The organism is Pirellulales bacterium (genome assembly GCA_035939775.1).
Taxonomy (GTDB): Bacteria; Planctomycetota; Planctomycetia; order Pirellulales; family DATAWG01; genus DASZFO01.
Genome location: DASZFO010000232.1, coordinates 1 through 23405 on the forward strand (window position 1 = coordinate 1; position 23405 = coordinate 23405).

Below are 23405 nucleotides of genomic sequence, written 5' to 3' on the forward strand. Positions count from 1 at the left end.
TGTCGGAGCCGTGGCGGATGTGCCCCGTGAGCGTGCTGCCGATCAGCCGCGGGCGGAAGACCCGAAGAATGCGCATCATCCGCAGCGCTTCGAGCCGCATCTCGCGGAGGTTCTCGGTGCGGCGATCCCCTTCGTGGAGACGGGCGAGCGCCTGAATCTGATCGCGAATCTCGCTATTGGTGGGTAGATCGTGCGGCTTGACCCAGCCGCGACAGAGCCGCTTGGCGGCCTTCAGCTTCGCCCGGTAGTATTCCGATTCTTGCCGCACATACATCAACCTGGCGGCTTCCCAGGCGATTTCGCGGCGCAGCTTTTGATTTGCCATCAACGAACGTGCGCCGAGACTAAGCCCATCAATGCGGCGCCGGGCTGACTCGATCACTATAGGCAGACGCCCGCGGCGGCGGCAAGGGGCGGCTTACTGCTGTGTGGCAACGGTCACCGCCGGGTGGCATCTGACCGTCAACGTCGGCCAGTGGCGGTAGTCGATCTATTCGCCTGCGCCGAAGCAGTACAAATGTTGCCCGCCGCGGACGTAGAGACGATTGCCGGCGATCGCCGGCGTCGCGGCCACTCGCTCGTCTAGCTTGCGCTGCGCAGCGACTTCGGGATTGTCGCTAGCGGCGTCGATCGCGGAAATCACGCCGTCGGCAAGTGAGACGATGAAGATGTATCCGCCGGCTGCCACGGGGGACGCGTAATATTTGCCCGAGGCCCCGAGCCGCCTGTTCTCGTAGATCGTTTGGCCCTTCTCGGCGTCGTAGCACGATGCCAATCCGCCGTCGCGAACGAGGAAAATCCGGCCCCGATAGAAGAGCGGCGAAGGCACATAGGGCAATCCCTTGGTGTGTTTCCAGTCGATCGCCGTGTCGGTGATATCGCCTTCGCCTTTGGCCGTCACGGCCAGCAGGGAGTTCTTGCCTTGCTTCATATAGCTCAGATTCGCGTCCCACTCGTCGCGCGTGAGTTTGCCGTCGTGGTTCGTGTCGTTCGCGTCGAAGAAGTCCTTGAGGAAGCTCTTCTCCATCTCCGCCTTTTCCAATATGCCATCCTTGTTCGCGTCGAATTGTTTCAGTAAGTCGTCGTAACTCGGCATCGGCGAATCCGAGCCGGGCGACCAGCCGGCGAAATAGAGCCGCTTGCCATCGGTCACGGGCGACGTGCAATTGGCCGAGGGCAAACCGCGGAGCACCCAGCATTCCTTGCCGGAGTGCAGATCGTAGGCCTTCATCCGCAACGCTCCCGCCACGATCAGTTGCATCTCCTTGCCTTGGCCGCTGATCATGGGCGTGGAAAAAGCCGTTGGAACATTCGGCCGGTCCGCCTTCCACCGCTCCTCACCGGTTTCCGCGTCGAGGGCAAGAATCGCGGGGGCGTTTTTCTGGTCTCGAACGAGGATCACCAGGCCGTCGGCAAGAATCGGCGAAGTGCCGGTTCCGAAATCGTAATGTGTCTGGGCCACCGGAAGCTCGTGTTTCCATAGCAGATGGCCTTGGAAGTCGTAACAGAGGATTCCGCACGAGCCGAAATAACTTACCACCCGTTGCCCGTCGGTCGCGCAGGTTGAGGCGGCGGGGGAGCCTTCGATCGCGTGAAACTTCTCGATCTCCTTGGCCGGCGCCTCAGCCCGCCACAGCAGATGGCCATTGTCGCAATCGTAGGCCAAGGTCCAAAGCTTCCCATCCTCCACTGCGGTCAAGAATAGATGCTTGCCCCAGACGCAGGGGGAGGAAACGCCCGCCGGCACGGCAACTTTCCAGCGGAGCATCGAATCACGATCAATCGGCACCGGCGGGTGCTGGCTTTCGGAAACTCCCGATCCATTCGGGCCACGGAACCGCGGCCAGTTGTCTTCCGCAAGGGCGGCTGTCGCCGCGACGCACATTGTGAGGCAAATGAAGATTCGACAAAACATCGTATTGCTCCTTTTATTCTGTTCATGCAAGTCCGGTGCATGATTGTAGCCGGACACGACGCAATCGGGAATCGCTTGCCCCCGCATCTCTTGCTCCGGCTGCTAACAGTCGCGGATAATATGGCCGTGCAAACGGAGCCTCCCAAAGCTGACCCGCCAAAGCGCAAGCGCCGCCGCTTTCAATTCAGCCTGCGCTCGTTGATGATCTTCACGCTGATTTGCGCCGTCGGCTCGGCTTGGGTGGCGCGCAGAATTGAACAGAAGCGCCGAGAGCGGGAAGCCGCGGACGCGATCGTTGAGTTGGGAGGCCAAGTTGCATATGACTATCAAGTCAATCCGACTGGCGGTTTTGTTGCCAGTGCAAAACCTCCGGGGCCGGATTGGCTCCGAACGTTGTTCGGAGAGCATTTCTTCAGCGAACTGAAGGTCGTGAATCTCAACGGCCGCGTCAAGGTCAATGACGCCGGACTGATAAACCTCAGAGGGCTAACTCAACTCCAAATATTGGGCCTGCGGGAAACGAACGTCACCGACGCGGGGTTGGCAAACCTCAAGGGGTTGACCCAACTCGAAACGCTATCGTTGGTGAAATGCAACGTCACTGACGCCGGACTGGAAAACCTCGGAGACCTGAACAAACTCACAGACCTGCTGCTGGAGAAAACCTGTATTAGCGACGCCGGGCTTAAAAGCGTCAAAGGCTTGAGCCAACTTCAAAAGCTGAACCTCGTTGACACCCGAGTCAGCGGTTCAGGATTAAAGCACCTCAAAGGGTTGACTCAACTCCAAACGCTGTACCTGGCCTATTCGAACGTTACCGATGCTGGACTGACGCACCTCAAGGGAATGACCCAGCTCAAAACGCTTGAACTATGCGGCACTAAAATCACCGACGCTGGATTGGTAAACCTCAGAGGATTGACCCAACTTCAAGAATTGGGACTGGGTGAATGCGATGTCACCGACGCGGGAATCGAAAACATCAAAGGCTTGATTCAACTCCGTGGGCTCTCGCTGGGCGGAACATTTTCTACCGGCATGGTGGAATCGGAGAACCGAATTCCTCGAGCAGTGGGTCATGTCACCGACGCCGCTTTGGTATACCTCGACGGCATGTTCCAACTGCGAACGCTGTTTTTGAATGGAACCGCGGTCACCGACGCCGGACTGGTCCATCTCAAAGGGTTGACGCAACTGAAGACGCTGGGCCTGTTGAATACCAAAATCAGCGACGCCGGGCTGGTCAAGCTCAAAGGACTGACTCAGCTCCAAACGCTGGACCTGAGGGAAACCAATGTCACTGACGCGGGGTTGGTAAATCTCAAGGGGCTGAACGCGCTCCAATGGCTGTTCGTTGGGAAAACCAAAGTCACTGACGTCGGGGTGAATGACTTTCAGAAAGCGTTGCCAAACTGTCAGATTGGCCGCTGACAAACGAGCCGCGCGTATTCGGGCGCGGGGAGAGATTCAGCCCGATCCAATCGCTCGCGACGCACGGATTCTCGGCTCCACAGCGCACAGGCTGCGGCCGCGTCATTCCGACCGCGGCTGCGGCGTGGAGCGGTAGGGATTTCCTTGCTTGAAGAGTTCCAGGCGCGCGGTTTCCATTTGCTTGTCTTCCGGCGGCGACAGCTCGACGACTTTTTCTTGCCAGGCGCGGGCCTTCTCGAAATCGCCGCATTCAGCGTACGCGGCGGCGAGAGAATTGGCTGTGTAGAAGGCGTCAGTCCCGTTGGCAAGTTGGTAGCCACGACTGGCGTTTTCAAAGGCCTTCTTGCCGTTGCGGTAGCGTAGGTCGGGGCAAGAAGCTTGGAAGAAGCCGAGATTCTCGTAGCCGGTGGCGAAATTGGGATCGATCGCCAGGGCTCGGTAGTAGTCGGCGTTGGCCTGGTCGTACTCACCTCGATGCGCTTCAATCGTGCCGCGATTGGTATAGGTGGCGGCAATATTGGGGTCCATCGCGAGAGCCTGGTTGAAATCGGCGACGGCCTTGTCGTGCTCGCCCTTGTCGTCCCAGGCGACACCGCGATTGCTGTAGGCGGCCCCGAGAGTGGGGCAGATCGCCAGGGCCTGGTTGTAGTCGGCGATCGCCTTGTCGAGGCTGCCTTTTTTCCACCAGTCGAAGCCGCGATTGTTGTAGGAGTTCGCGTCATAGGGATTGATCGCGAGGGCCCGGTTGTAGTCGGCGATCGCCTTGTCGTACTCGCCGCGATCGTCCCATTCGGCGGCGCGGTCGGCATAGCTCCCTTGGATGTTCCAGTTTCCGAAGCCTGGGATTCGAATCGTCCTGTACGGCAAGTTGATCGTCTGCCCGTCAACACTGACTGCGGGGATTGGGACGTCGTTGGAATATGGTGCCGGTAAGTTCGTCGTAGCCATCCAGCCGGTGCAGCGGTTGATCTGGGCCGCATAATTCACGGCCTGCGTGACGTCGGTGGTGTTGAGGTCGTAAGCAGTTTGCCGCACATACTGTCGGGCGTCCCACTTGTAACCCCAGACCGTGTAGGTCGGTTTGACGGAGACCTCGGTCGGCGGGGCGTCCACCTTGGCTTCCGCGGCCAAAGCGGGCAAGGCAGATAGCAAGATGGCGGTATAGACTAAGGCTCTCATGGCATGTCTCCGGGAAGGAAGGAGTTTGGGATCGCTTCGATACAGGCGTGCCGTGCATTTAATCCGCGGGGAGCGACGAGGCGTCGAATAGCTCGGCTCCCTTCTCATCCGGTAGATTGCCAAACCGAGCCCCAAGCGGACACAATTCTCTCAGGATCAAGGCGAGCATCACCTGGCAGATCGATTCCGAGGGGGGGCGAGGTCGCGGGGCCCGACGTCGCGGGCAAGCTCATCCGGAACGAAACTTGCTTCAAGGGTTCGTCATCTGCGCGTTAGCCGCGTTTTGGGCGTCGATCGCATTCTGAGTGTTGACCATATTCTGGGTATTAATCATGTTCTGGGTGTTGATCATGTCTTGAATGTTGTTGTTCATCATCTGATTGTTGATCATGTCTTGGGTGTTGATCATATTCTGGAGATTGAGCGAGTCTTGGATGGCTTGTGAGTTGTCGTTGTTGTCGTAGTTGGAAGTGCTTGCCGTGTCGCCGGAATGGACGTTCCATTGCTCGCCGCGGGGGAGTCGAATCGTCATGAACGGCAGGTACAGGGTCTGTCCGTCAATCCTGAACCCGGGGCCGCGGAAGTCGGTGACATACGGCGCTGGCAAATTCGTCGTTGCCGTCCAGCCGGCGCAGCGGTTGATCTGGGCCGCATAATCCGCGGCCTTCTGGACGTCGGTGGTGTTGAAGTCGTATGCCGTTTGCCGGACGTACTGCCGGCCGTCCCATCGATAGCCCCAGACCGTGTAGGTAGGTTGGCCGGAGGCTGCGAACGGCGAGACGTTGGGTGTGGCGTCCGCGGCCCGGGTCGGCAGAGCGGATAGAAGGGTGGCGGCGCAAACAAATGCGAAACTTAAGATTACGCGTTTCATGGTTTGGCCCCTTTCTCGTTAGTGAGCTTTCTCACCAGAGAGATTGCCAAACCGAGCCGGAAGCGGACAGAATTCTTTCGGATTAGAACGCCCAGAAAATCCGGCGCGGAGAAGGGGGCAGTCCCCGTTTTACTCCGCCGACCATCGCGGCGATGGTGCCCGCGCAAAAGGGGGACAGTCCCCGCCGGATTTGTTAGGCGTTCTTTGGCTTAGTGGTACACGCGATTATGCCGCGTGCGCGCCCGAGCAGCCGTTTGTCAGATCGGCGAGAGATTCCAATTCCGTGCAGGTCGCTTGGAGGGCCGCTTTGGCGTCCATCCGGGCGGCGAGGGATTGGCAGCGAAGGGTGACCTCGGGTTGGTCGATCAGTCGCCGAAGTTGCCGGGCAACTTCGGGGCCGCGGAAATTCTTGGGCTTGATTTCGAGGCCGACGCCGAGCCGCTCGAGCCGCGCGGCGTTATCGGGCTGGTCGTGGCTCATAGCCATGATGAGCTGCGGAGCGCCGGCGGCCAAGCCTTGCCCGCAGGTGCCGATGCCGCCGTGATGCACGACTGCCGCCGCGCGCGGAAAGACTTGGCTGAACGGGACCCACGGAAAATGCGCCACGTCCGCCGGCAATCGGGCGGGAAGCTGCTCGGCATATTTCGTGAGCAAGATGCCGCGGCGGCCGAGGATGCGGCAGGCCTCGATCGCCTCGGCGAAGAACGAATGAGCATGCATCATCGCCGAGCCAGGAGTGAACACGATCGGAGGCGCGCCGGTTGAGAGAAACTGTTCGAGGCGCGGCGGCGGCGCGGTCACGTCGCTTTCGTCCCACAGCGGAAAGCCGGTCAGTCGCACGTTCGCCGGCCAATCGGCTTGCGGCGGGGCGAACCAATCGGGAAACAGGCCGATCACTCGCTCCGGCGAATTCCACCACTCGCGCATGATGCCGTGCGCGGCGGGCAGGCCGAGTTCCGTGCGAAAGGCATTCAGCTCCGGGCAAAGCAGTCGATCGATGAACTTGTCGGCCACCCAAAACTGCAGCCGCTTGAACCATCGCGGCACGCCGGGGCCCATCCACGTCAGCGGCAGGCGCGGCGGCTCGATCAAGCTGCGGATCAGCACCGGCTGCAAATAGACGGTGGCCAGCGGCACACCGCGCTTTTCGTTCAGCACGCGCGCCCCGAGCGCCGCTCCCGGCGCGGCGATTACGGTCGGCCCCGAGCCGATCCGCTCGTCGAGTACGCGATACAACTCCCGGATGCAAGGGACCATGAGCTGTCGGGCGACGAAGGCGAAGCCCTTGTAGGGATGCCAAAGATCGGGGTCGCGCATCCCGGCGAGCAGCTCTTCCTCGGTGGCGATCGGCACGAATTCGAGGCCGGCTGCGGCCACCAGCGACTCGAAATGCGGATTGGTGACGAGCGTGACCCAATGGCCGCGTTGCTTAAGCGCCCGACCCAGGCCGACGAACGGATGCACGTCGCCGGCGCTGCCCAGCGCCACGAGCAGGAAATGGATGGGAGAAGGCATGGGAAGGGGCTCGGGACTGGGGGCTCGGGGCTGGGGAACGCGCAGGCGGCGGCGATACAGTTAATGTAGCACGCACACTCCGTGTGCCGTTGCCCGTTACGGCACACGGAGTGTGCCAACTACTTTTTCGGGCCGGGATTATCCTTAGGACAGGCCAACGGAACAAGCCAAGCTGGGTGGTTCGTGGACTACGTTGCCAAAATGACAAGGTGACGGGGTGACAAGGCGACCTTCGGCGCGGCAGGCGGAATGATTGCATGTGGCCATGGCTCCAATTAACCTAGTTTTGGAGCGTTTTTGACGAGACATCGCCGCCGAACACCTATGCGCAAAGGACATCTCATGATTCGCTTTCGACCGACGATCGGCGTTCTTGCCGGCTTGCTAGCATTCTACGGCGTTGCCCGCGGCCAGGAAGAGCGAGGGGAATTGCCCGAGGGGATTCGCCAGCTCATTCGCGCGGCCGATCAGGCCGAGCAGCAAGTCCGAAAGGAAAACGGCGGCGTCGTTAATGAAGAAGCCGAGCGACGGGCATCCCGATCCGCGCGGCAGGCCGCCAGGCAGGCGATCAATGACTATTGGCTAGCCTCGTTCGAGTACAACCGACGGCGGGCGGACGTCGAGAAAGCCCGCACAGAGGCCGAAGAGGCGCAGAATCATCTGCTCACGGTTCAAAGCGAAACGACTTCGAGCGGTCCGCGATTGATCAAGGCGCAAGAAGACGCCGACGGAAAACTCCGTTCGCTGGCCGACGCCGAAATGAAGCTGGAGCAAGCGCGCATCGCCTGGGAAAGCACGCGCCTTCCCGCAGCGGCCCCAGCCCCCGAAGGATCAGCGACAGACTCTCGCCCGAAGCCTCCCGAAGCGCCCCAGCCGGATTATTACCGCCCGCAAAAGCCCGAGCCCGATTCGGCGGGGCGAACCGCCGCACCGGAGGAGCGCTGGAACGGTCGCTGGTCTGTCTATAGCAACGAGCAAGGCTCGTTTCATCTGCGCGGCGGATCGGGAAGCGGATTCTACTCGCGGCTGGGGCAATCGTACCTCACGACGCTCCGTTTCCGCAAAGACAGCGAGCATTTTTTGTTCTATCGCGCCGAGTCGGGCGATCCGACCATCATCGAATGGGCCTTTGCGAAGTATCCCGAATTTCCCTCGGGCGGCGAGCCCATGTTCGCCGTCTGGTGCCACGACCGCGCCGGCTGGCACTGGGAATGGGCACGCCGCGACGGTGCGATGGAAATGCCCACAACGCCCAGAACGCCGACACCGCCGGCGATGCCGATGCCGGGGCCGGCCGCGATGAACTGAACGCGGAATGCAGAAAGATCAACGCAGAGTTACGAAACAAAAGTCATCGATTCACAAGTCTTTCTTCATTCTGCGATTACTGCGGCTCGCTCGAACGAGGCGAAAGCCGACGGCGCGGAATAACAGTAGCGCACAGCCCGTCATTAAGGCATCCAGTACGACCCAGGCCATGACCATGAAAACGGCCTCGACAGGCGCGCCGAACGGAATACTCAGAAGCATCAGTATGGCCCATCCAAGCAACGTGGCGATCGCGGCCACCCCTGCCAGTCGTGCGGCCGGATTTCTCCGTCCCAAGGCAGCCCACGCGGCACCATAGGCCATGGCGCCGCACGCTAAACAGACGGCGCCGGTCGCGAGCAATTCCCTCGGCATATCGTGCCGAAAGTCGTCTGTCCCCGCGACCAGGCGCGCCAGCCCGGCGACCATCGCGACTGCCAACGTCCAGCCAAACATCTGGCGCAAGGTGAATTGCGCTGGATTTTCGTCCCGTTGCCAATCCTTGGCGTCGTCATCGGTCACGAACCGAATCAGTCGCCTCCCGGTGGCTCTCATCAATAGCAGCGGAATTGCGACGATCACTACGAGCAAAAGGGCTGTTGCAAACATCGCGGCGGCATCAGGTCGGTCCTCGATAAAGAAAGGGACGAAGATCATCGCTGCACCCGGAACGGCGATCGCCAAACGAACGGGAAGAGAATGGCTTCCAAACGCGATCCAGATCGCCACGAGGCTTCCTTCGCTGCTTACAAAGGCAGCGACAGCAGCTTGGAGTATTTCGGGTGGCGCCGTCCGAGCGTGAATCAACGCCAAGACAATTGAATTGCCAACGACCAGCGCCACTGCGAGGGGGATGACTGCGGGCGCGAGATCGGTGGGCTGAGCTTTCTGTTCCATTTGGCGCCGTCGTCTTTCAATGTTCAGTTTATCCGCTTTCGATCGCCAGACGCAAATCATTGCGTCGTGGGAACTTAAACCGCCAAATGCAATCGGCCGGCGCCGTTCCATCGTGCTTGACGAGAGCGGCATTGCTCTGGCGAACGCAAGATATTAACGTCTGCGGAAACAAGTCCCATGGGTGCCAATTATTCATCATACGCAATAGCCCGACTCCTAAGCGACCGACGGGTGTTATCGTCGTCGCGGAGTGGGCGATCGAAATTGAGCGAACAAATCTTGTCGGCGGTGAATAATTGAGCTAGAGGCGCTGGAGTACGGTTTTTCAATCGAAACGGAGGAACAAGCGATGAGTCGGATAAAACCTCGTGGTCCGTGGATGGTGGTGCTGGCCGTTTTATTGGCGGCGGGGGTTGGGGCGGGCGTGACCAATCTGCAAAGCCGAGTGGCTGGGCAAGATCAAAATCCAAAATCGCCGCGCGATGCCGCGGCCATTAGTCAAGCAAAGTCTTTTTCTCACGCTTTCCGTTATGCCGCCGAGCAGGCCGGGCCGAGCGTCGTGAAAATCCGCTCGCATACCGCGGCGAAAAAGGTCAAGGGAATCTCCCGTAGCGGGAATCGCTTTGGCGGCGGGAACCCCTTCAAGGGAACTCCCTTCGAAGATATGTTCCCGAACGGCTTTCCCAACGATGGGGAATCGTTTGGCGGCGGTGCTCCCGAGCGCGATGGCGTCGGCTCGGGCGTGATCATCGATAGTTCGGGCATCGTGCTCACGAACAATCACGTCGTCCAAGGGGCCGATGAAGTGACGATCGTGTTGGGCGACGGCCGCGAATTCAAGGGGTCCGACATCAAGACCGATCCTCAAACCGATCTGGCGGTCGTGCGGATTCACGATGCGAAGGACTTGCCGGTTGCGAGAATCGGCAACTCGGATGATCTGGAAATCGGTGACTGGGTGCTGGCGATCGGCTGCCCATTCGAACTGGATCATACCGTGAGCGCGGGCATCATCAGCGGCAAGGGGCGCGAGGTGAGCGAACTGAATCGCGCACGCTTCCTGCAAACCGACGCGGCCATCAATCCGGGCAATTCCGGCGGGCCGCTCGTGAATCTCGACGGCGAAGTCGTTGGCATCAACACGGCGATCGCGACCAACAGCGGCGGTTATCAAGGGATCGGCTTCTCGATTCCGATTAACACGGCGAAATGGGTCATGTCGCAATTGATCAACACGGGGCATGTCGCCCGCAGCTATCTGGGCGTTCAACTCGAAGAGATCAGCCCGGAGCTGGCCGGCAAGCTGGGAGTGCATCAGGACGCGGGCGTCCTCGTGGCCGATGTGATGCCAAATACTCCGGCGTCTGCCGCCGGAATGAAGGAGGGAGACATTGTGACGGCATTCTCCGGCATGGCGGTCCACGGGATGCGCGACCTGCGCGATATGGTCGAAAAGGCCCCGATCGGCTCGAAACAGACGCTCGTGGTCAATCGTGACGGCAAGCCGGTCACTCTCGGCGTCACGCTCAAGGCGCTGCCGGAGAAAGTGGCCGAATTGGGCCGCACTCGCAACGGCAGGCTGCACCGCGATGAATCGGGCGCTACGTTCTCGTCCGAAGATCTCGGTCTGGAAGTGGCCGACATGACGAGCGAAGAGGCCGAAACCTTCAAGGGATATGAGGGCGTCGTGATCCGTCAGGTCGAAGATGGCAGTCCGGCCGCGAAGAAGGGCCTGGAGCCCGGCATGCTGATCCGCGCGGTCGGCAAGACCCCGGTGAAGAACGTCGAGCAGTTCGTCGACGTGCTCAAGAAGGAGTCGGTCGAATCGGGCGTGATGCTGCTCGTGCGAACGGCCGAAGGCAATCGTTATGTTGTGCTGAAAAAGGCGTAAATCCGACCGCGAAGCCGCGCAGGATGAATCGACCGCGCGGCATGGTCGGGAGACCGTGCTACAACGCGTCGAGCGGCATTTCGCAGTTCCCCGAGAAGCCCAGGGGCGATGGTCCCTGGGCTTCTTTTTTATCACGCCGTCTGCTTGCGCTCGACGCGGAAGAAGATCGCGAATACGACGAGCGACGCCAAGACGCCGACGCTGGGGATGAGCCAGATGTGATACCAATCGCGGACGGAATCCTTGGTGAAAGCGTCGGCAACGTAGCCCGATAGTTCGTTGCCCAACCACATCCCCAGGCCGTAGGTCAAGAACGTGAAGAGCGCTTGGCCGCTCGCGCGAATGTCGGTCGGCGCCTCGTTGTCCACATAGATGAAGCCCGCGGCGAAGAAGAAATCGAAGCAAACGCCGTGCAGCGCGAGGCTGGCGATGACCACCCATGGTCCGACAACGTCATGGGCGCCCAATGCGAAGAGTAAATATCGAAGGCCCCAGGCGGCCATTCCCATAGCCAGCACCCATTTCATCCCCATCTTCCGCAAGAACCAGGGGAGAAACGGCAGCAGAAACATCTCGGAAATCTGGCCGATCGTCGTCAGCGTCGCCGTGTCCAAGGCGAGCGTGATCTGACGAAACCCCAAGTTCAGCGTCAGTTGCTTGGCCGCCTCGGGCAGCTTGGTCAGCGTCGAGCCTTCCAGATAAACTCCGATGAACGTGTAATAGAAGGCCAGGACGATCGTAATGATAAACGACACACCGAAGAACACCGCGAACGACGGAGATCGCAACAGTCCCACGGCGCGCAACGCGGGGAATGCCTCGCCGGCCTTGCCCGCCGGCGGAGTGTGCGGCAACAGGAAGCTGAACAATCCCAACGCCAGCGAGAAGCCCGCGGCAAGGAGCAGTGGAGCGTTCGTTTGCAGCGCGTCCGGGTTGAATTTTCGCAGCACCTGTCCCACGATCAGATTGGCCACGATCCAGCCGATCGTGCCAAACACGCGAATCCGCGGAAAATCGCGGCCGCCGTCCGGAACGTGTGCAAATGTGATCGAGTTTGAAAGCACCAGGGTCGGTGAATACAGCAGCGCATAAGCCAGAGCGACAATATAAAGCGGTTGGAATTCTCGCACTTCAGCCATCGCATAGAGCAAGCCGGCGCCTCCCAGATGTAATATGCCCATCAGCTTCTCACTGGAAAAATAGCGATCGGCGATCTGCCCGATGAAGAGCGGCGCAAAAATCGTGCCCAACGCCATGGTCCCGTAGATTGAACCAATCTGCCATCCTTCGAATTTGAGCCCCTTGTCCAAATAAACGCCGAGCACGACGAACCACGCCCCCCACACGGCGAATTGCAGAAACATCATCGTCGAGAGGAGCGTGCGGCGGCCGAGGTCGAGTCGGGGGGCTGCAAGACGTGCGTTCATAGCGGCGGCGTGGGACATGGGGTCCTCCTGAGACGGGGTGATGAGCGCCCTATCATAATGATCTGGCGGACAAAGTGTAACATTTTGTTGCCGATCAGATCGGCCACTGGGGCCGCCTTTCCGGCCGTCCGATCGACGAACTGGGAATCCAATCGGTCGTCATCTTTGATAGAATCGACGTATCCGGTGTGGAAGGTTCTCTGGCGGGAAACGAGATGGCGAACGGCGGCCCACTTTCGAGCGATCGCGGTCCCGATTCGGCGTCGGCCGGAAAGACGGAAGCGGCGCGTCATGCTGCGCCAGATGGATCGGGCAGTCCTTATCAGCGATTGAATCCCGCTCTATTCTGGCTTTTCGGTTTGCCGTTGCTGACCGGCGTTTATTTAGCGTCGGCCAAACTCGGGCTTTCGCTCGCCACTAGCGCGGAGCAGGTTTCAGCCGTCTGGCCGCCGACCGGGATCGCGCTGGCCGCCCTAGTGCTGTTGGGCTATCGCGCCTGGCCGGCCATCATGCTCGGCGCGTTTCTGGCGAATTTCACGACGCACGAATCGTTCGCCACCGCGCTGGGCATCGCCGCCGGCAACACGCTCGAAGCGGTCGCCGGCGCTTGGCTCCTGCAGCGGATCGCGCAGTTCGACGCGTCCTTGGCGCGGTTGAAGGATGTGTTGGCGCTCATCGTGCTCGCCGCCGGTGTCAGCACGGCACTGGCGGCGACGGTCGGCGTCACCAGCCTCTGCCTCGGCGGCGCGCAGCCTTGGTCGTCGTTCGGGTCGCTGTGGGGAGTATGGTGGCTTGGAGACGCGATGGGCGATTTGATCATCGCCCCGCTGCTGCTCACCTGGGCCACCGACTTCGGCCGGCCCAAGAGGGTCGCGGAAGCCACGGTCTTGCTCGCGATCCTATTGCTCGTAAGCTGGCTAGGATTCAGCGCCCCGTCGCGCGGCTCGGGCGAGGAGCGGACTTGGATTTACTGCATGTTTCCGCTCGTGACCTGGGCCGCGCTCCGATTTGGTCAGCGGGGGACGACCGTGGTGACGCTGGTGGCCTCGGCGTTGGCGATCTGGAGCACGTTTCGCGGCCTCGGGCCATTCGGCACGGGACTGATCCACGATCGGTTGCTGTCGCTGCAACTTTTCATCGGCGTCGTGTCGACCAGCGCGCTATTGTTGAGCGCGGCGCTGGCCGAGCGCGAGCACCTCGAGGACGAACTCCGTGTGCGCGTCGGCCAACTTGCGGGCGCCGATCGCCGCAAGGACGAGTTCCTGGCGATGCTCGCCCACGAGCTGCGCAATCCGCTGGCGCCGATTCAAAGCGCCCTCGAAATCCTCCAATTGCCGAATGCCAGTTCCGCGATCATCGCCGAGGCGGAGGAGATCCTCGGCCGGCAGGTGAAGCACCTCATTCGCCTGGTGGACGACCTGCTCGATATGGCCCGCATCTCGCGCGGCAAGATCGAGCTGCGCAAAGAGTGGATCGCGCTCGAGACGGTGGTGGCTCGCGCCATCGAAACGGCCCGCCCGCTCATCGACGCCCGCGGGCATGAACTAACAGTCGCACTGCCGCCGCAGCCCGTGATGATCGAAGCCGATCCGACTCGGCTGGCGCAGGTGATCTCGAATCTGCTGAACAACGCGGCTAAATACTCAGAATCGCGCGGCCATATCTGGCTGACGGCGCGGCGCGACCGCGATCGGCTGGCGATCCAGGTCCGCGATCAGGGCATCGGGATCAGCCCGGATGTCTTGCCAAGCATCTTCGATTTGTTTGTCCAGGCTGAACGAGGCCGCGATCGGACTCACGGGGGAATGGGAATCGGGCTGACGCTGGTTCGCCGGCTCGTGGAGCTGCACGGCGGCACCGTCGAGGCGCTCAGCGCGGGGCCGGGAAAGGGGAGCGAATTCACGATTCGATTGCCGTTCGAAGCGCCGACTTCGCCCAGCGAGGAAAGCCGTTCGCCGGTTTCACGAACTCCCGCGTCAAACCGCTCGGCGAAACCCGGTCGCGTTCTGATCGTCGACGACAATGCCGATGCGGCTTCGAGCCTCGAGAGACTCCTCCACAGCCGGGGCTACGACTCGCACGTGCTTTTCGATGGTCCCTCCGCCCTCGAATGGGTCGACGCAAATCGGCCGGCAGTCGTGATTCTGGACATCGGCATGCCGAAGATGGATGGCTACGAGGTCGCGCGACGATTGCGCCGGCAAGCCGGCGGTGACGACCTGCTCTTGATCGCGCTGAGCGGCTGGGGGCAGGAAGAAGACCGGCGTCGCTCGACCGATGCCGGCTTCGACGCCCACTTGATCAAGCCGGTCGATCTCGCCGCATTGGAGGCCTTGTTTGACGAGCGCGAGTCGCTCCCGGCGCCGTCGGGCATATAATGCGATTATCGGTTAGAGTGCGTCGAAGGCGCGATGTGTTCTCCCTCTCCCTCTGGGAAAGCGCCGGGGTGAGGGTGCTTCACTTGCCGCAGCGTTCCGCAAAAAAACAGCCAATCTCTATGGAGCGAATAAATATGGTCTGCGTACACATGTTCAATCGTCAGGGCGAACTGACCGGCCCGGTCGAATCGCCGAAGCTCGAATTGAGCGACGAGCAATGGCAGCAGCGGCTCACGCCGGAGCAATTCCGCGTGCTGCGCAGCAGCGGCACCGAACGGCCGTTCTGCGGAGCGTTGCTCGACACCAAGACGCCGGGCGTCTACACCTGCGCCGGCTGCGGGCTGCCGCTCTTTTCTTCCGACGCCAAGTTCCACTCCGGCACCGGCTGGCCCAGCTTCTTTCAGCCGATCGCCGACGGGAACGTCGCCGAGCGCACCGACCACAGCCACGGCATGTCGCGGACGGAAATCAACTGCGCTCGCTGCGACGGTCATCTTGGGCACGTTTTCGACGACGGTCCGCGGCCAACCGGCCTTCGCTTTTGCATGAATTCCGCCTCGCTCAAGTTCACTCCCTCCGACCAACTCAGTTCTCTCGGAGACCCCTTGGCCGAGAAAACCGTATCACAGCAGCCGCACGGCGAACCCGGCGGCGCTGCCACGGCCGTCTTCGCCGGCGGCTGCTTCTGGTGTACGGAGGCGGCCTTCGAGCAGCTCGACGGCGTGCTCGACGTGGTCAGCGGCTACTCTGGCGGAACGAAAGAATCCGCCAACTACGAAACCGTCTGCTCCGGTCGCACGGGGCATGCCGAGGCGATTCGCATCAACTACGATCCGCGCCGGATTAGTTACGATCGCCTGCTCGATGTCTTCTTCGACGCCCACGACCCGACTCAGCTCAACGGCCAAGGAGCCGACATCGGCACGCAATATCGCTCGGCCATTTTCTTCGGCAGCGACGAAGAGCGCCGCGCTGCGCAAGCCAAGATCAAGCAGCTCGCCGACTCGAAACGTTTCGCGAAGCCGATCGTCACCATGCTCGAACCGTTAAAAGAATTCTTTCCCGCCGAAGACTACCACCAAGACTACGCCCGCAACAACCCTCTGCAACCCTACATCCGCGCCCACGCGATCCCCAAAGCCTGCAAGATACGGGAAAAGCACCCCGAACTAATAAAGAAGGCGTAGTCAAACGAGACGGCAGGGACACATTCATCACGCGGCCTTTGCCGCGGCGACGACTTTCTTGGCGGCGTCGGTCAGGCCCGTGGCACTGATGATATTCACGCCGCTGGTGGCGAGGATCTTCCGCCCTTCTTCCACTTCGGTTCCTTCCAGGCGCACCACCAGCGGCACATTGAATCCGACCGTCTTGTAGGCTGCGACCAGGGCCGAGGCGATTGTGGTGCAACGCATGATGCCGCCGAAGATGTTCACCAGCACCGCCCGAACGTCCTTGTCGGAGAGCAGGATTCGGAAGGCCTCGGTCACTTGCTCGACGTTCGCGCCGCCGCCGACGTCGAGGAAATTCGCCGGCTCGCCGCCGTGCAGCTTGATGAGGTCCATCGTGCTCATCGCCAGGCCCGCCCCGTTCACAAGGCAACCGATATTGCCATGCAGACGGACGTAGCTCAAGCCGGCCTGGCTCGCTCGCACTTCCGTCGGCTCTTCCTCAGCCAGATCGCGGAGCGCCGACCATTCGGGATGGCGGAAGGCAGCGTTGTCGTCGAAACTCATCTTGGCGTCGAGCGCCAAGAGGTCTCCCGCGCCGGTCACCACCAGCGGATTGATTTCGAGCAAGCTGCAATCGCGGGCGACGAACGCGCGGCACAACTGTTTCATGAATTTGTCGGCCGAGCGCGCGGTCGCGGCGCCGAGTCGCAGCCGGGCGGCCAACTTGCGGACCTGATAGCTCTCAAGGCCGGCATCGGGGCGAAACGGCTCCTTGAAAATCCGCTCGGGGGTCTTGGCCGCCACTTCCTCGATGTTCATCCCCCCTTCGCTCGACACCACGAGAACGGGACCGGCCGACGAGCGATCGACCACGACGGCGAGATACAATTCGCGGGCGATGTCGCAACCCTCTTCGACGAGCACTTGCCGCACGATCTGCCCCTCTGGCCCGGTTTGCAGCGTGACCAACGGCTGGCCGAGCAGGTTGCCGGCTGCTTTGCCGGCGTCTTCCGCGGCGCGGACGAGTTGCACTCCGCGTTGTTGGGGATTGGTTTTGACAGACCCTTTTCCGCGACCACCGGCATGAATTTGGGCTTTGACGACGGCCACCGGCCCGGACAATTCTCGAAACGCGGCGGCGGCCTCGTCAGCCGAGTGCGCGACAATGCCCCGCGGCACGTTGACGCCCGCCTCACGGAGCAATTGCTTGGCTTGATATTCGTGGATCTTCATCGGAGCGTCGGCAAGGTGGTGGCAAGAAGCAGCATCGAAACCGCCTGGGAGAATTGGAATTGAACAAGCCGCAGATTATAAGTCGCCGACGAGCAATCTGGAAGTAGCGACGGGCGAGTGTTGGAGTTCCGGCTTTAGCCGGCGCCCGGCCGTCCTAAAGCGAAACTCCAACCGAGTGGCGAATTTTGCGGGGCGAGTCGACTCCCGTTAGCCGCCACGCTTGCGCGGCGCGCGACATCGTTAAGCGCGAGCGACCACTTGACCTGCGGCGATGCTTGCGGTAACAAAAATGAACCTCGACGCGGGTGAACGGCATTTCGTTGACTGCGGCGCCAACCGCGCCGCGGCGAGGCAAGCATCGAACCAAGATTTCAATCCGATCCAATCAGAAGAAGGGGACAACCGTGACGATTGTTCGCGTGGGACCGACAAAGAAATACTCGGACGGCTGGGAAGCGGCGTTCGGCAAGAAGGGCGCGGGCAAATCTGCCGCTAAAGCGAAGATGGCCGGATCGTCCGGCATGAAGAGCAAGAAGAAAATGGCTCCGGCCGGGCCGAAAAAGAAAGCGAAGAAATAAACGCGCGCCGATTCGGGCAGGCGAGCGGCTTGAAAGGCGCAACGCCCTTGGCGTAGGGGACGTCCGGACGCGACGCGTCTTTGGCTAACGCTCCGTTTTCATTCGCCGCTGCGCGAAGTGCGACTGCGCCGCCGCACGGCCAGACCAAGTCCGGCAATTCCGATGGCCGCCAAAGCAATCGAGGCTGGTTCTGGAACGGCTCCGACCGGGTTCGACGAGAACGTGAAGTCGTCCATCGCGAATTGGGTCCCGGCCGGGTTCGGATTCGGATCGGTCGGATTCACGAAGGGAGTGAAGACCAACTCGTTGACCCCGACAAACGCCCCACCGGAGTCGAAGTTGAACAGCGTCGGAGCGGTGTTGCTGAGCGTCACCGTACGAGTGTAAATCGGAACCGTGCCGCTGACGTTAGTATTGAACCCCTGAACGAGGAGATTCAGATTCGGGACCCAAGCGGAGGTCAACTCAGCCGAATCGAAGTTGAGAAACGAGGTCGGATCGAAGATCGTGGAGCTGAACCCACCGCCGTCGAAGGCCATATTCGGGGCCGACGTCGTGCCGGGAATGTAGCCGCTACCGGGAAAACTGGCGGACGCGTAGGACTTGTTCATGTAATACGTGTTGGTCCAATTCAAGCCGCCATAACCATTGGGCACCGGAGCATACGTTGTGGTGGAAAGCACTGGCGGATCGAATCCGAGCGTGGTCGCGGCATGAAGAGGGCTGACCGAGCTTCCGAGAAGCCCAACGACGGTAGCCGCGAGGAAAACGCGCGCCGCTCGACGTGCTCGGCTAACCATCGCCATTGTTGAGCGAACCGGCGCTCGAACGAGCGACCTTCGGCCGACGATGCGTGCGAAGCACTTTTGGAACACCACCGACAGACCGTTCCACAAGGAATAATAATAAGATTGCATTTGCTGTTCTTTCCTTCGATGTTTTTGCCAAAAACTCTGTTGTCCAATATGAGTGCGACGGTAACCGCAACGCGGCTCGCCCTAAGCGGCGGGAGTGCCTCGATAATCAAGCGGGATTTAGCGGCGGTCCGTGAAGGAACCGCGAGCGCATTAGCCCACCTGCAACAAATCAAATCAGCGGCAGGTCCCAGAGGTGGGAAGAAGGATCAACTCATGAGGACCTGGTTCAAGGTCCGAATCATTAGCGAGTCCTCAATGAATGCCGGATTCCAGACCGGCTTGCAAAAAGAGAGATAGTTATTCGTCGTCGTCCAAGACTGAGCGGAGAAAGTAAGGTCACCAGCGTTTTTCGTTCAGGATTATCAGTGAGTCATTCAAACATCAACTGAAGCCAACATAACCGAGAGTTACAAAGAACGCAACCGTTTTAGCCAGTTTCTAACTAAGATTTCGGCCCAGTGTCCAAGTATTTTGGCAGCTAGGATTTAGCTACACGCTGGCACGACGCGAGCAGGGGCAAACAGAGATCCTCGCTGGCGCTTTTGGCTAAGAACGCCTAACAAATCCGGCCGGGAAGATGGGGACAGTCGCCGTTTTGCTTCGCGGATTGCGCAAAACGAGGGACAGTCCCCGCCGGATTTGTTAGGCGTTCTAATGTCGGCGATGATTAGCCCGCATTAGCGGAAAAACAGCCGCGTGGCGATCATCCACCCCAGCAACAAGGCGAGCGCTGCGTCCAGACCGAACCCGAGATACGCGGCCCAAAGATAGCGGCGGTTGTTCCGCAAGGCGCGCGGGGTCCACTCGATCTGCTCCTGCTCTTCCGCCAGCTTGTTGAAGACCCCTTTGACGAACGCCTGGCGGTCTTCCACATTGCCGATCGCCGCGAAATAGCAGCCGCTGAACAGCACGGGATTCTCTTGCGTGCGGTGCGGATCGTAGCCGAATGCGCCGGCGAGAATGGCCGATAGCCGATGCTTCACCGTCAGGCGCACCTTGCAAAGCAGGCCGTAAAGCTGCGTGTTCCCCGGTCGCGAGAGCGCTCCTTGCTCGCGAAACAAAGTGTAAACCCAATCCTCGAACGCCCCGCAGACATGGGCGCAAAGCGCGCTCATCTCCTCGGCGGTGGCAATGCTGCGCAGATCGTAACGTTGGCCGAAGCGCTGAACGGTCGCCCGCTCGTGTCCGACGCGGCGAACCAACTCGCGGAAACCCGATTCCTCCTCCATTCCGACCACCAGCGCCGTCACGGGGCATTGCAATTCCAAGACGCGGCCGACGCTGCGCATGTCGGAGCGCACGGCCCGCTGCAATTCGTCGGTTTCGCGCTGGTTCCCCTGGATCAGCCGCAGCGGCAAGAGCGTCAGCACTCCGTTGATCGCACAGAGCGGTTCCCGCGCCCGGCGAAGGAGCTGGCAAACATATTGCAGCCGCTCAAGCTGCTCGGCCGAATCTTGCGGCGACAACAGGGCCGACTGCCGCTGGCCGCCAATCGCCGCGCCGGCAAACTGTTGCGGCTGCGAGGCGGGGGATTGCCACTGCGGCGCGGCATATTGCGGCGCGGCATATTGTGGCTGGGGTGCGTGGGGCGCTTGCGCGGCGGGCGCGGCGTTCGCGGACGACGTTAATCCCCGCTCGCCCACGCGGATCGTTCCCTCGAGCATCATCGTGCCGCGGATGTCCGTTGATTCACCTCCGCCAGAAGCCGCCGTCGCAACCTGGGCCGCGGCCGGCGCTTTCGGCGGCAACGGTCGTGGACCCGAGCCGGTCGGTTGAGCGAGGCTCGCCGCGTATTGATCGAGCATTATCGTGCCGCGAATCGATTCCGGACCGCTAGGAGCTGGCAAGGCCGCGGGAGCCGGCTGCGGAGGCAACGACTGAACCGGGCGATCCGGCGCGACAAACACGGAAGAAGAAGCAGATGGCTCCGGCAGCGGCGGCGCTCCCGTCCTCGCCGGCAGCGGGGCAGGCGCTTCCAGGTTCGGCAGGATCGACGCGATTTCCGACAGCGATCGACCGTCGTCGTAGGCGGCGAGCGCGCTGGTCCAACTCGCTTCGGTGCAACACAAGTAAACGGCATCGGGGCTCGCATACCAGTGCAACGGCGCCGGACCCTCGGGAACGGCTCGCACGCGAAGGCTCAACCCGGCGGCATCGAAAAGTGCCCGCTCCTGCCGCTCGCCGGAAGAACCGACGACGAGGAATATCGGCGCCGCCGTGATGTCGATGCCATTGCGCTCCAGGGCCGTTATCCCGGCCTTCCAGGCGAAATCGAGGTCGGGAAACCGCGAAATGTCACCCTCCAACCAGAGCTTCAGTCCGCGGTAGACGACCAATGGAATCAAAGCCAGCAAGCAAATCACCGCAACGATACGAGCCGGGGACGAGAGGATCGTGTGCCGCCAGTTCACGCTATCGGAATCCGTGAGAAAGCTTGTCCAGGCGACGACCACCATCGTCGCCAGCGCAAGCGTCACCACGATCGCGGCCTTGGCCGGCACCGAAAGCCGCCACAACTTCTTCGGCCAACCGAAGATCGCCTTGAAGAACTTGGCGATTTTGCCGGGCGGCTTCGGCTTGGGAACGGGAGGAACCGCGGGTCCTTCAGACATCAGGGCGACCGCCTTTCTATGATCCGGCGACGAACATGGCGTAGTAGACGATCGTTCCCGCCAGCAAGAGCGCGGCCGTCAACCACGACCACGCGACGAGCGGCTTGGTGCGAAGCGGCGGCGCCCCCGCGATCTCGCGCCGCGGTCCAGCCAGCATCGGCCGCCCCTGACCGAGGCGAATCGCCAGCGAGGCTTGTTTGGCCCAAGTATCCAGGTCGGGCGGCAAACCGTGAGCGGCGGAAAACATCGACGCCATCTGCGGATCGCGATACAGCCCGCGGAATCCCAGGACGGCGCAAACGTAAAACACCTCGAGCGCATCGCGGCGGGCCAGTGACGAGGCCTCCTGGGCCTGCACGTAAAATTGCTCGTTGCACAGCCGCGTATTGAACAACTCGACCTCGAGCACATTGTTGCTCCACCAATCCCGCCCGTCCCACGGTATCTCGACCAGCATCTCGTCGATCCAGGAGACGAGCGCGTATTTTGCCAGCTCCCATTCGTTCCCGGCGCCGATGATAGCCTCGGCTTGATCCAAGAGCGCGATGATCCGCAGCCGCTCCTCCTGCGGCGAAGGCCGTTCATCGCGGCCCACGCGATCCAAGAGCCCGAGCACGTGCATCAACACGGGATCAACAGCTTGAGCAAAACGTGGCGACATGCTAGGGGCGAGAGGCGAGGGACGAGGGACGAGGAAAGTGATTGTAGGTTATTGGCAGCGCGATCGTTCGGTCGGCGGGGTGAGCACGATGTATGGAATAGTGAGTCATTGAGATTTGATTGGAGCGTTCGGGCTCGAGACGCATCCCCTCTCGCCCCTCATCCCTTGCCCCTATCGGGTCGGCACGGCGAATAGGGCGAACTGGAGGGCGACGCGCTTTCCGCGGAGCGAAACGACAAGCTGCCGCTCGCCTTGGAGCCGATCGCGGTTGACGATCAGCGCGTCCTTTAGCCGCATCGCCAGAGTTTGCGTCTCCTGCACGTCGCGCCACGGGGCCGAGTCCTTTCGATCCACTTCGAAATAAATCCAGTCGCGCCGCGAGGGGAGCGCGCGAATCGTCCGATCGACCAGGAGCAACTGCAACCCGGCCGCGCGGTGCGTGAACAGAAACTCGACCTGCCGGCTGCTGCCGAATTTCCAATCGAGCTGGCCGGGAGAGAGCAGCTCGCGACACTCCTGCTCGCTTAGCTCCCCTTTGTTCACGCCGATATACCATTGCCAATCGGAGTTGAACCATTTCGGCTCGAGCGTCACCTGCATTCCCATTCCGACGCCGATGAAATAGCGCTGCTCGAATTCATAATCGCGCACGGTGTTGATGAGTCGTTCGATCCGCTGACGAATATGCAGGAAGATGCCGGCCAGGTCGTCGTGATCGTAAGCCGGAATATCGGTCGCGCGCCGTTCGGGGGCGAAGATCGAAAGCTGGCCAACGATCCGGCAGAGTTCGGTGTAGGCCACGAACGGATGAACGCCCTGCGCGAACGCCAGCACCGCCAGCGTGCCGAAGGCGACGTTCAACTGCGTGAGCATCATCACCCGATCGAGGTCTCCCGGATCGCGTCCTTCCAGCCCGATCCCGCGATTGGCGATCTGCTGGCTGAGCACTTCGATCTTTTGGCCGATGACGTCGTAGATCGCGCGCACGATGTCCCGGCCCAGAGGCGGCCAGGCGGTGATCGCGATCACCGGCGGAATGTAATCGGGATCGATCCGCGGGACGGCTTGCTCTTCGCTGGCCCGGCGAATCTGAGCGACCGGCAGCACCTCGTAGCCCGAGAGGTCTTGCGTCGAAAGCATCAGCCGCGCATTGAGCGCGCGAACCTGAATCGCCTGGTCGCCGCCGCCGCGGCTTTCATCTTGTGCCGATTGCTCCGCTTCGACGTACCGCGCGTGGTCGCCATCGACTCCCTGCGCGACGTTCGCCCGGCCGAGTTGCAATTTCGGCACGGCCAGATACACCTTCACGGTCGATTCCTTGCCGAAGGCCTCGGCCAAATCGACCTTCGGAGCGAGCATGGCTGCGAACGTCGGCTTAAGATCGACTCGATCCGGCTCGTTCCCAGCGTCGAGCGCAACG

At 61.3% G+C, this 23405-nt stretch carries 18 protein-coding genes; 6 read left to right on the plus strand and 12 right to left on the minus strand.

The genetic code is table 11. The features are described from left to right. Positions 1–325, minus strand: a 325-nt coding sequence (locus tag VGY55_14470; GenBank protein ID HEV2971175.1) for a tRNA adenylyltransferase, incomplete at its 3' end; no start/stop codon positions are given. A 165-nt stretch (positions 326–490) separates the two neighbouring features. Next, positions 491–1915, minus strand: a complete 1425-nt coding sequence (locus VGY55_14475) for a PQQ-binding-like beta-propeller repeat protein (protein HEV2971176.1) — start codon at positions 1913–1915, stop codon at positions 491–493. A gap of 126 nt (positions 1916–2041) precedes the next feature. Here VGY55_14475 and VGY55_14480 point away from each other — a divergent pair, with 126 nt between their 5' ends. Continuing rightward, the gene (locus VGY55_14480) at positions 2042–3346 is read left to right on the plus strand and encodes a hypothetical protein (GenBank protein HEV2971177.1); all 1305 of its coding nucleotides are present in this window, start codon (positions 2042–2044) and stop codon (positions 3344–3346) included. Positions 3347–3448: 102 nt separating this feature from the next. Here the strand turns inward: VGY55_14480 and VGY55_14485 are convergent, their stop codons facing one another. From VGY55_14485 to VGY55_14495, 3 genes are all read right to left on the minus strand, one after another. Next, on the minus strand, positions 3449–4525 hold the full coding sequence (locus tag VGY55_14485; protein ID HEV2971178.1) for a tetratricopeptide repeat protein: 1077 nt from the start codon (positions 4523–4525) through the stop codon (positions 3449–3451). Between the two features lie 250 nt (positions 4526–4775). Continuing rightward, positions 4776–5396, minus strand: coding sequence for a hypothetical protein (locus tag VGY55_14490; protein HEV2971179.1), 621 nt, complete (start codon positions 5394–5396; stop codon positions 4776–4778). Between the two features lie 225 nt (positions 5397–5621). Then, complete coding sequence (locus tag VGY55_14495; GenBank protein ID HEV2971180.1) at positions 5622–6911, minus strand: nucleotide disphospho-sugar-binding domain-containing protein; 1290 nt, start codon at positions 6909–6911, stop codon at positions 5622–5624. A 342-nt stretch (positions 6912–7253) separates the two neighbouring features. On the opposite strand from VGY55_14495, the gene VGY55_14500 reads away from it, so the two are divergent. Further along, positions 7254–8219 (plus strand): hypothetical protein, encoded by a 966-nt coding sequence (locus VGY55_14500; GenBank protein HEV2971181.1) that lies wholly within the window; start codon positions 7254–7256, stop codon positions 8217–8219. Positions 8220–8270: 51 nt separating this feature from the next. Here the strand turns inward: VGY55_14500 and VGY55_14505 are convergent, their stop codons facing one another. Continuing rightward, on the minus strand, positions 8271–8948 hold the full coding sequence (locus VGY55_14505; GenBank protein ID HEV2971182.1) for a hypothetical protein: 678 nt from the start codon (positions 8946–8948) through the stop codon (positions 8271–8273). A gap of 517 nt (positions 8949–9465) precedes the next feature. On the opposite strand from VGY55_14505, the gene VGY55_14510 reads away from it, so the two are divergent. Further along, positions 9466–11007 (plus strand): Do family serine endopeptidase, encoded by a 1542-nt coding sequence (locus VGY55_14510; GenBank protein HEV2971183.1) that lies wholly within the window; start codon positions 9466–9468, stop codon positions 11005–11007. 131 nt (positions 11008–11138) lie between these two features. Here VGY55_14510 and VGY55_14515 read toward each other — a convergent pair whose 3' ends face one another. Beyond that, entirely contained in the window at positions 11139–12452 is a 1314-nt protein-coding gene (locus VGY55_14515; protein HEV2971184.1) for an MFS transporter, read from the minus strand. A gap of 170 nt (positions 12453–12622) precedes the next feature. On the opposite strand from VGY55_14515, the gene VGY55_14520 reads away from it, so the two are divergent. Both VGY55_14520 and VGY55_14525 read left to right on the plus strand, forming a co-directional pair. After that, positions 12623–14812 (plus strand): MASE1 domain-containing protein, encoded by a 2190-nt coding sequence (locus VGY55_14520; protein ID HEV2971185.1) that lies wholly within the window; start codon positions 12623–12625, stop codon positions 14810–14812. Positions 14813–14946: 134 nt separating this feature from the next. Next, positions 14947–15999 carry a bifunctional methionine sulfoxide reductase B/A protein gene (locus VGY55_14525; protein ID HEV2971186.1) on the plus strand — a complete coding sequence of 351 codons (1053 nt, stop codon included), beginning with the start codon at positions 14947–14949 and terminating at the stop codon, positions 15997–15999. Positions 16000–16026: 27 nt separating this feature from the next. On the opposite strand, the gene sucC is transcribed toward VGY55_14525, so the two are convergent. After that, positions 16027–17217 carry an ADP-forming succinate--CoA ligase subunit beta gene (gene sucC / locus VGY55_14530; protein ID HEV2971187.1) on the minus strand — a complete coding sequence of 397 codons (1191 nt, stop codon included), beginning with the start codon at positions 17215–17217 and terminating at the stop codon, positions 16027–16029. A gap of 404 nt (positions 17218–17621) precedes the next feature. On the opposite strand from sucC, the gene VGY55_14535 reads away from it, so the two are divergent. After that, positions 17622–17795, plus strand: a complete 174-nt coding sequence (locus tag VGY55_14535) for a hypothetical protein (GenBank protein HEV2971188.1) — start codon at positions 17622–17624, stop codon at positions 17793–17795. A gap of 98 nt (positions 17796–17893) precedes the next feature. Here VGY55_14535 and VGY55_14540 read toward each other — a convergent pair whose 3' ends face one another. From VGY55_14540 to tssK, 4 genes are all read right to left on the minus strand, one after another. Beyond that, positions 17894–18712 carry a PEP-CTERM sorting domain-containing protein gene (locus VGY55_14540; GenBank protein HEV2971189.1) on the minus strand — a complete coding sequence of 273 codons (819 nt, stop codon included), beginning with the start codon at positions 18710–18712 and terminating at the stop codon, positions 17894–17896. A 677-nt stretch (positions 18713–19389) separates the two neighbouring features. After that, a complete protein-coding gene (locus VGY55_14545; GenBank protein HEV2971190.1) occupies positions 19390–21324 on the minus strand; it encodes a type VI secretion protein IcmF/TssM N-terminal domain-containing protein in 1935 nt (644 codons plus the stop codon). A gap of 16 nt (positions 21325–21340) precedes the next feature. Beyond that, entirely contained in the window at positions 21341–21985 is a 645-nt protein-coding gene (locus tag VGY55_14550) for a DotU family type IV/VI secretion system protein (GenBank protein HEV2971191.1), read from the minus strand. A gap of 171 nt (positions 21986–22156) precedes the next feature. Continuing rightward, positions 22157–23405 (minus strand): type VI secretion system baseplate subunit TssK (tssK, locus tag VGY55_14555; GenBank protein ID HEV2971192.1); only part of this gene is annotated, 1249 nt, incomplete at its 5' end.

Coding starts and splice junctions, on each gene's coding strand:
- VGY55_14475 (HEV2971176.1), bottom strand. CDS start 1,915: ATGTTTTGTCGAATCTTCATTTGCCTCACAATGTGCGTCGCGGCGACA.
- VGY55_14485 (HEV2971178.1), bottom strand. CDS start 4,525: ATGAGAGCCTTAGTCTATACCGCCATCTTGCTATCTGCCTTGCCCGCT.
- VGY55_14490 (HEV2971179.1), bottom strand. CDS start 5,396: ATGAAACGCGTAATCTTAAGTTTCGCATTTGTTTGCGCCGCCACCCTT.
- VGY55_14495 (HEV2971180.1), bottom strand. CDS start 6,911: ATGCCTTCTCCCATCCATTTCCTGCTCGTGGCGCTGGGCAGCGCCGGC.
- VGY55_14500 (HEV2971181.1), top strand. CDS start 7,254: ATGATTCGCTTTCGACCGACGATCGGCGTTCTTGCCGGCTTGCTAGCA.
- VGY55_14510 (HEV2971183.1), top strand. CDS start 9,466: ATGAGTCGGATAAAACCTCGTGGTCCGTGGATGGTGGTGCTGGCCGTT.
- VGY55_14515 (HEV2971184.1), bottom strand. CDS start 12,452: ATGTCCCACGCCGCCGCTATGAACGCACGTCTTGCAGCCCCCCGACTC.
- VGY55_14525 (HEV2971186.1), top strand. CDS start 14,947: ATGGTCTGCGTACACATGTTCAATCGTCAGGGCGAACTGACCGGCCCG.
- sucC (HEV2971187.1), bottom strand. CDS start 17,217: ATGAAGATCCACGAATATCAAGCCAAGCAATTGCTCCGTGAGGCGGGC.
- VGY55_14540 (HEV2971189.1), bottom strand. CDS start 18,712: ATGCAATCTTATTATTATTCCTTGTGGAACGGTCTGTCGGTGGTGTTC.
- VGY55_14545 (HEV2971190.1), bottom strand. CDS start 21,324: ATGTCTGAAGGACCCGCGGTTCCTCCCGTTCCCAAGCCGAAGCCGCCC.
- VGY55_14550 (HEV2971191.1), bottom strand. CDS start 21,985: ATGTCGCCACGTTTTGCTCAAGCTGTTGATCCCGTGTTGATGCACGTG.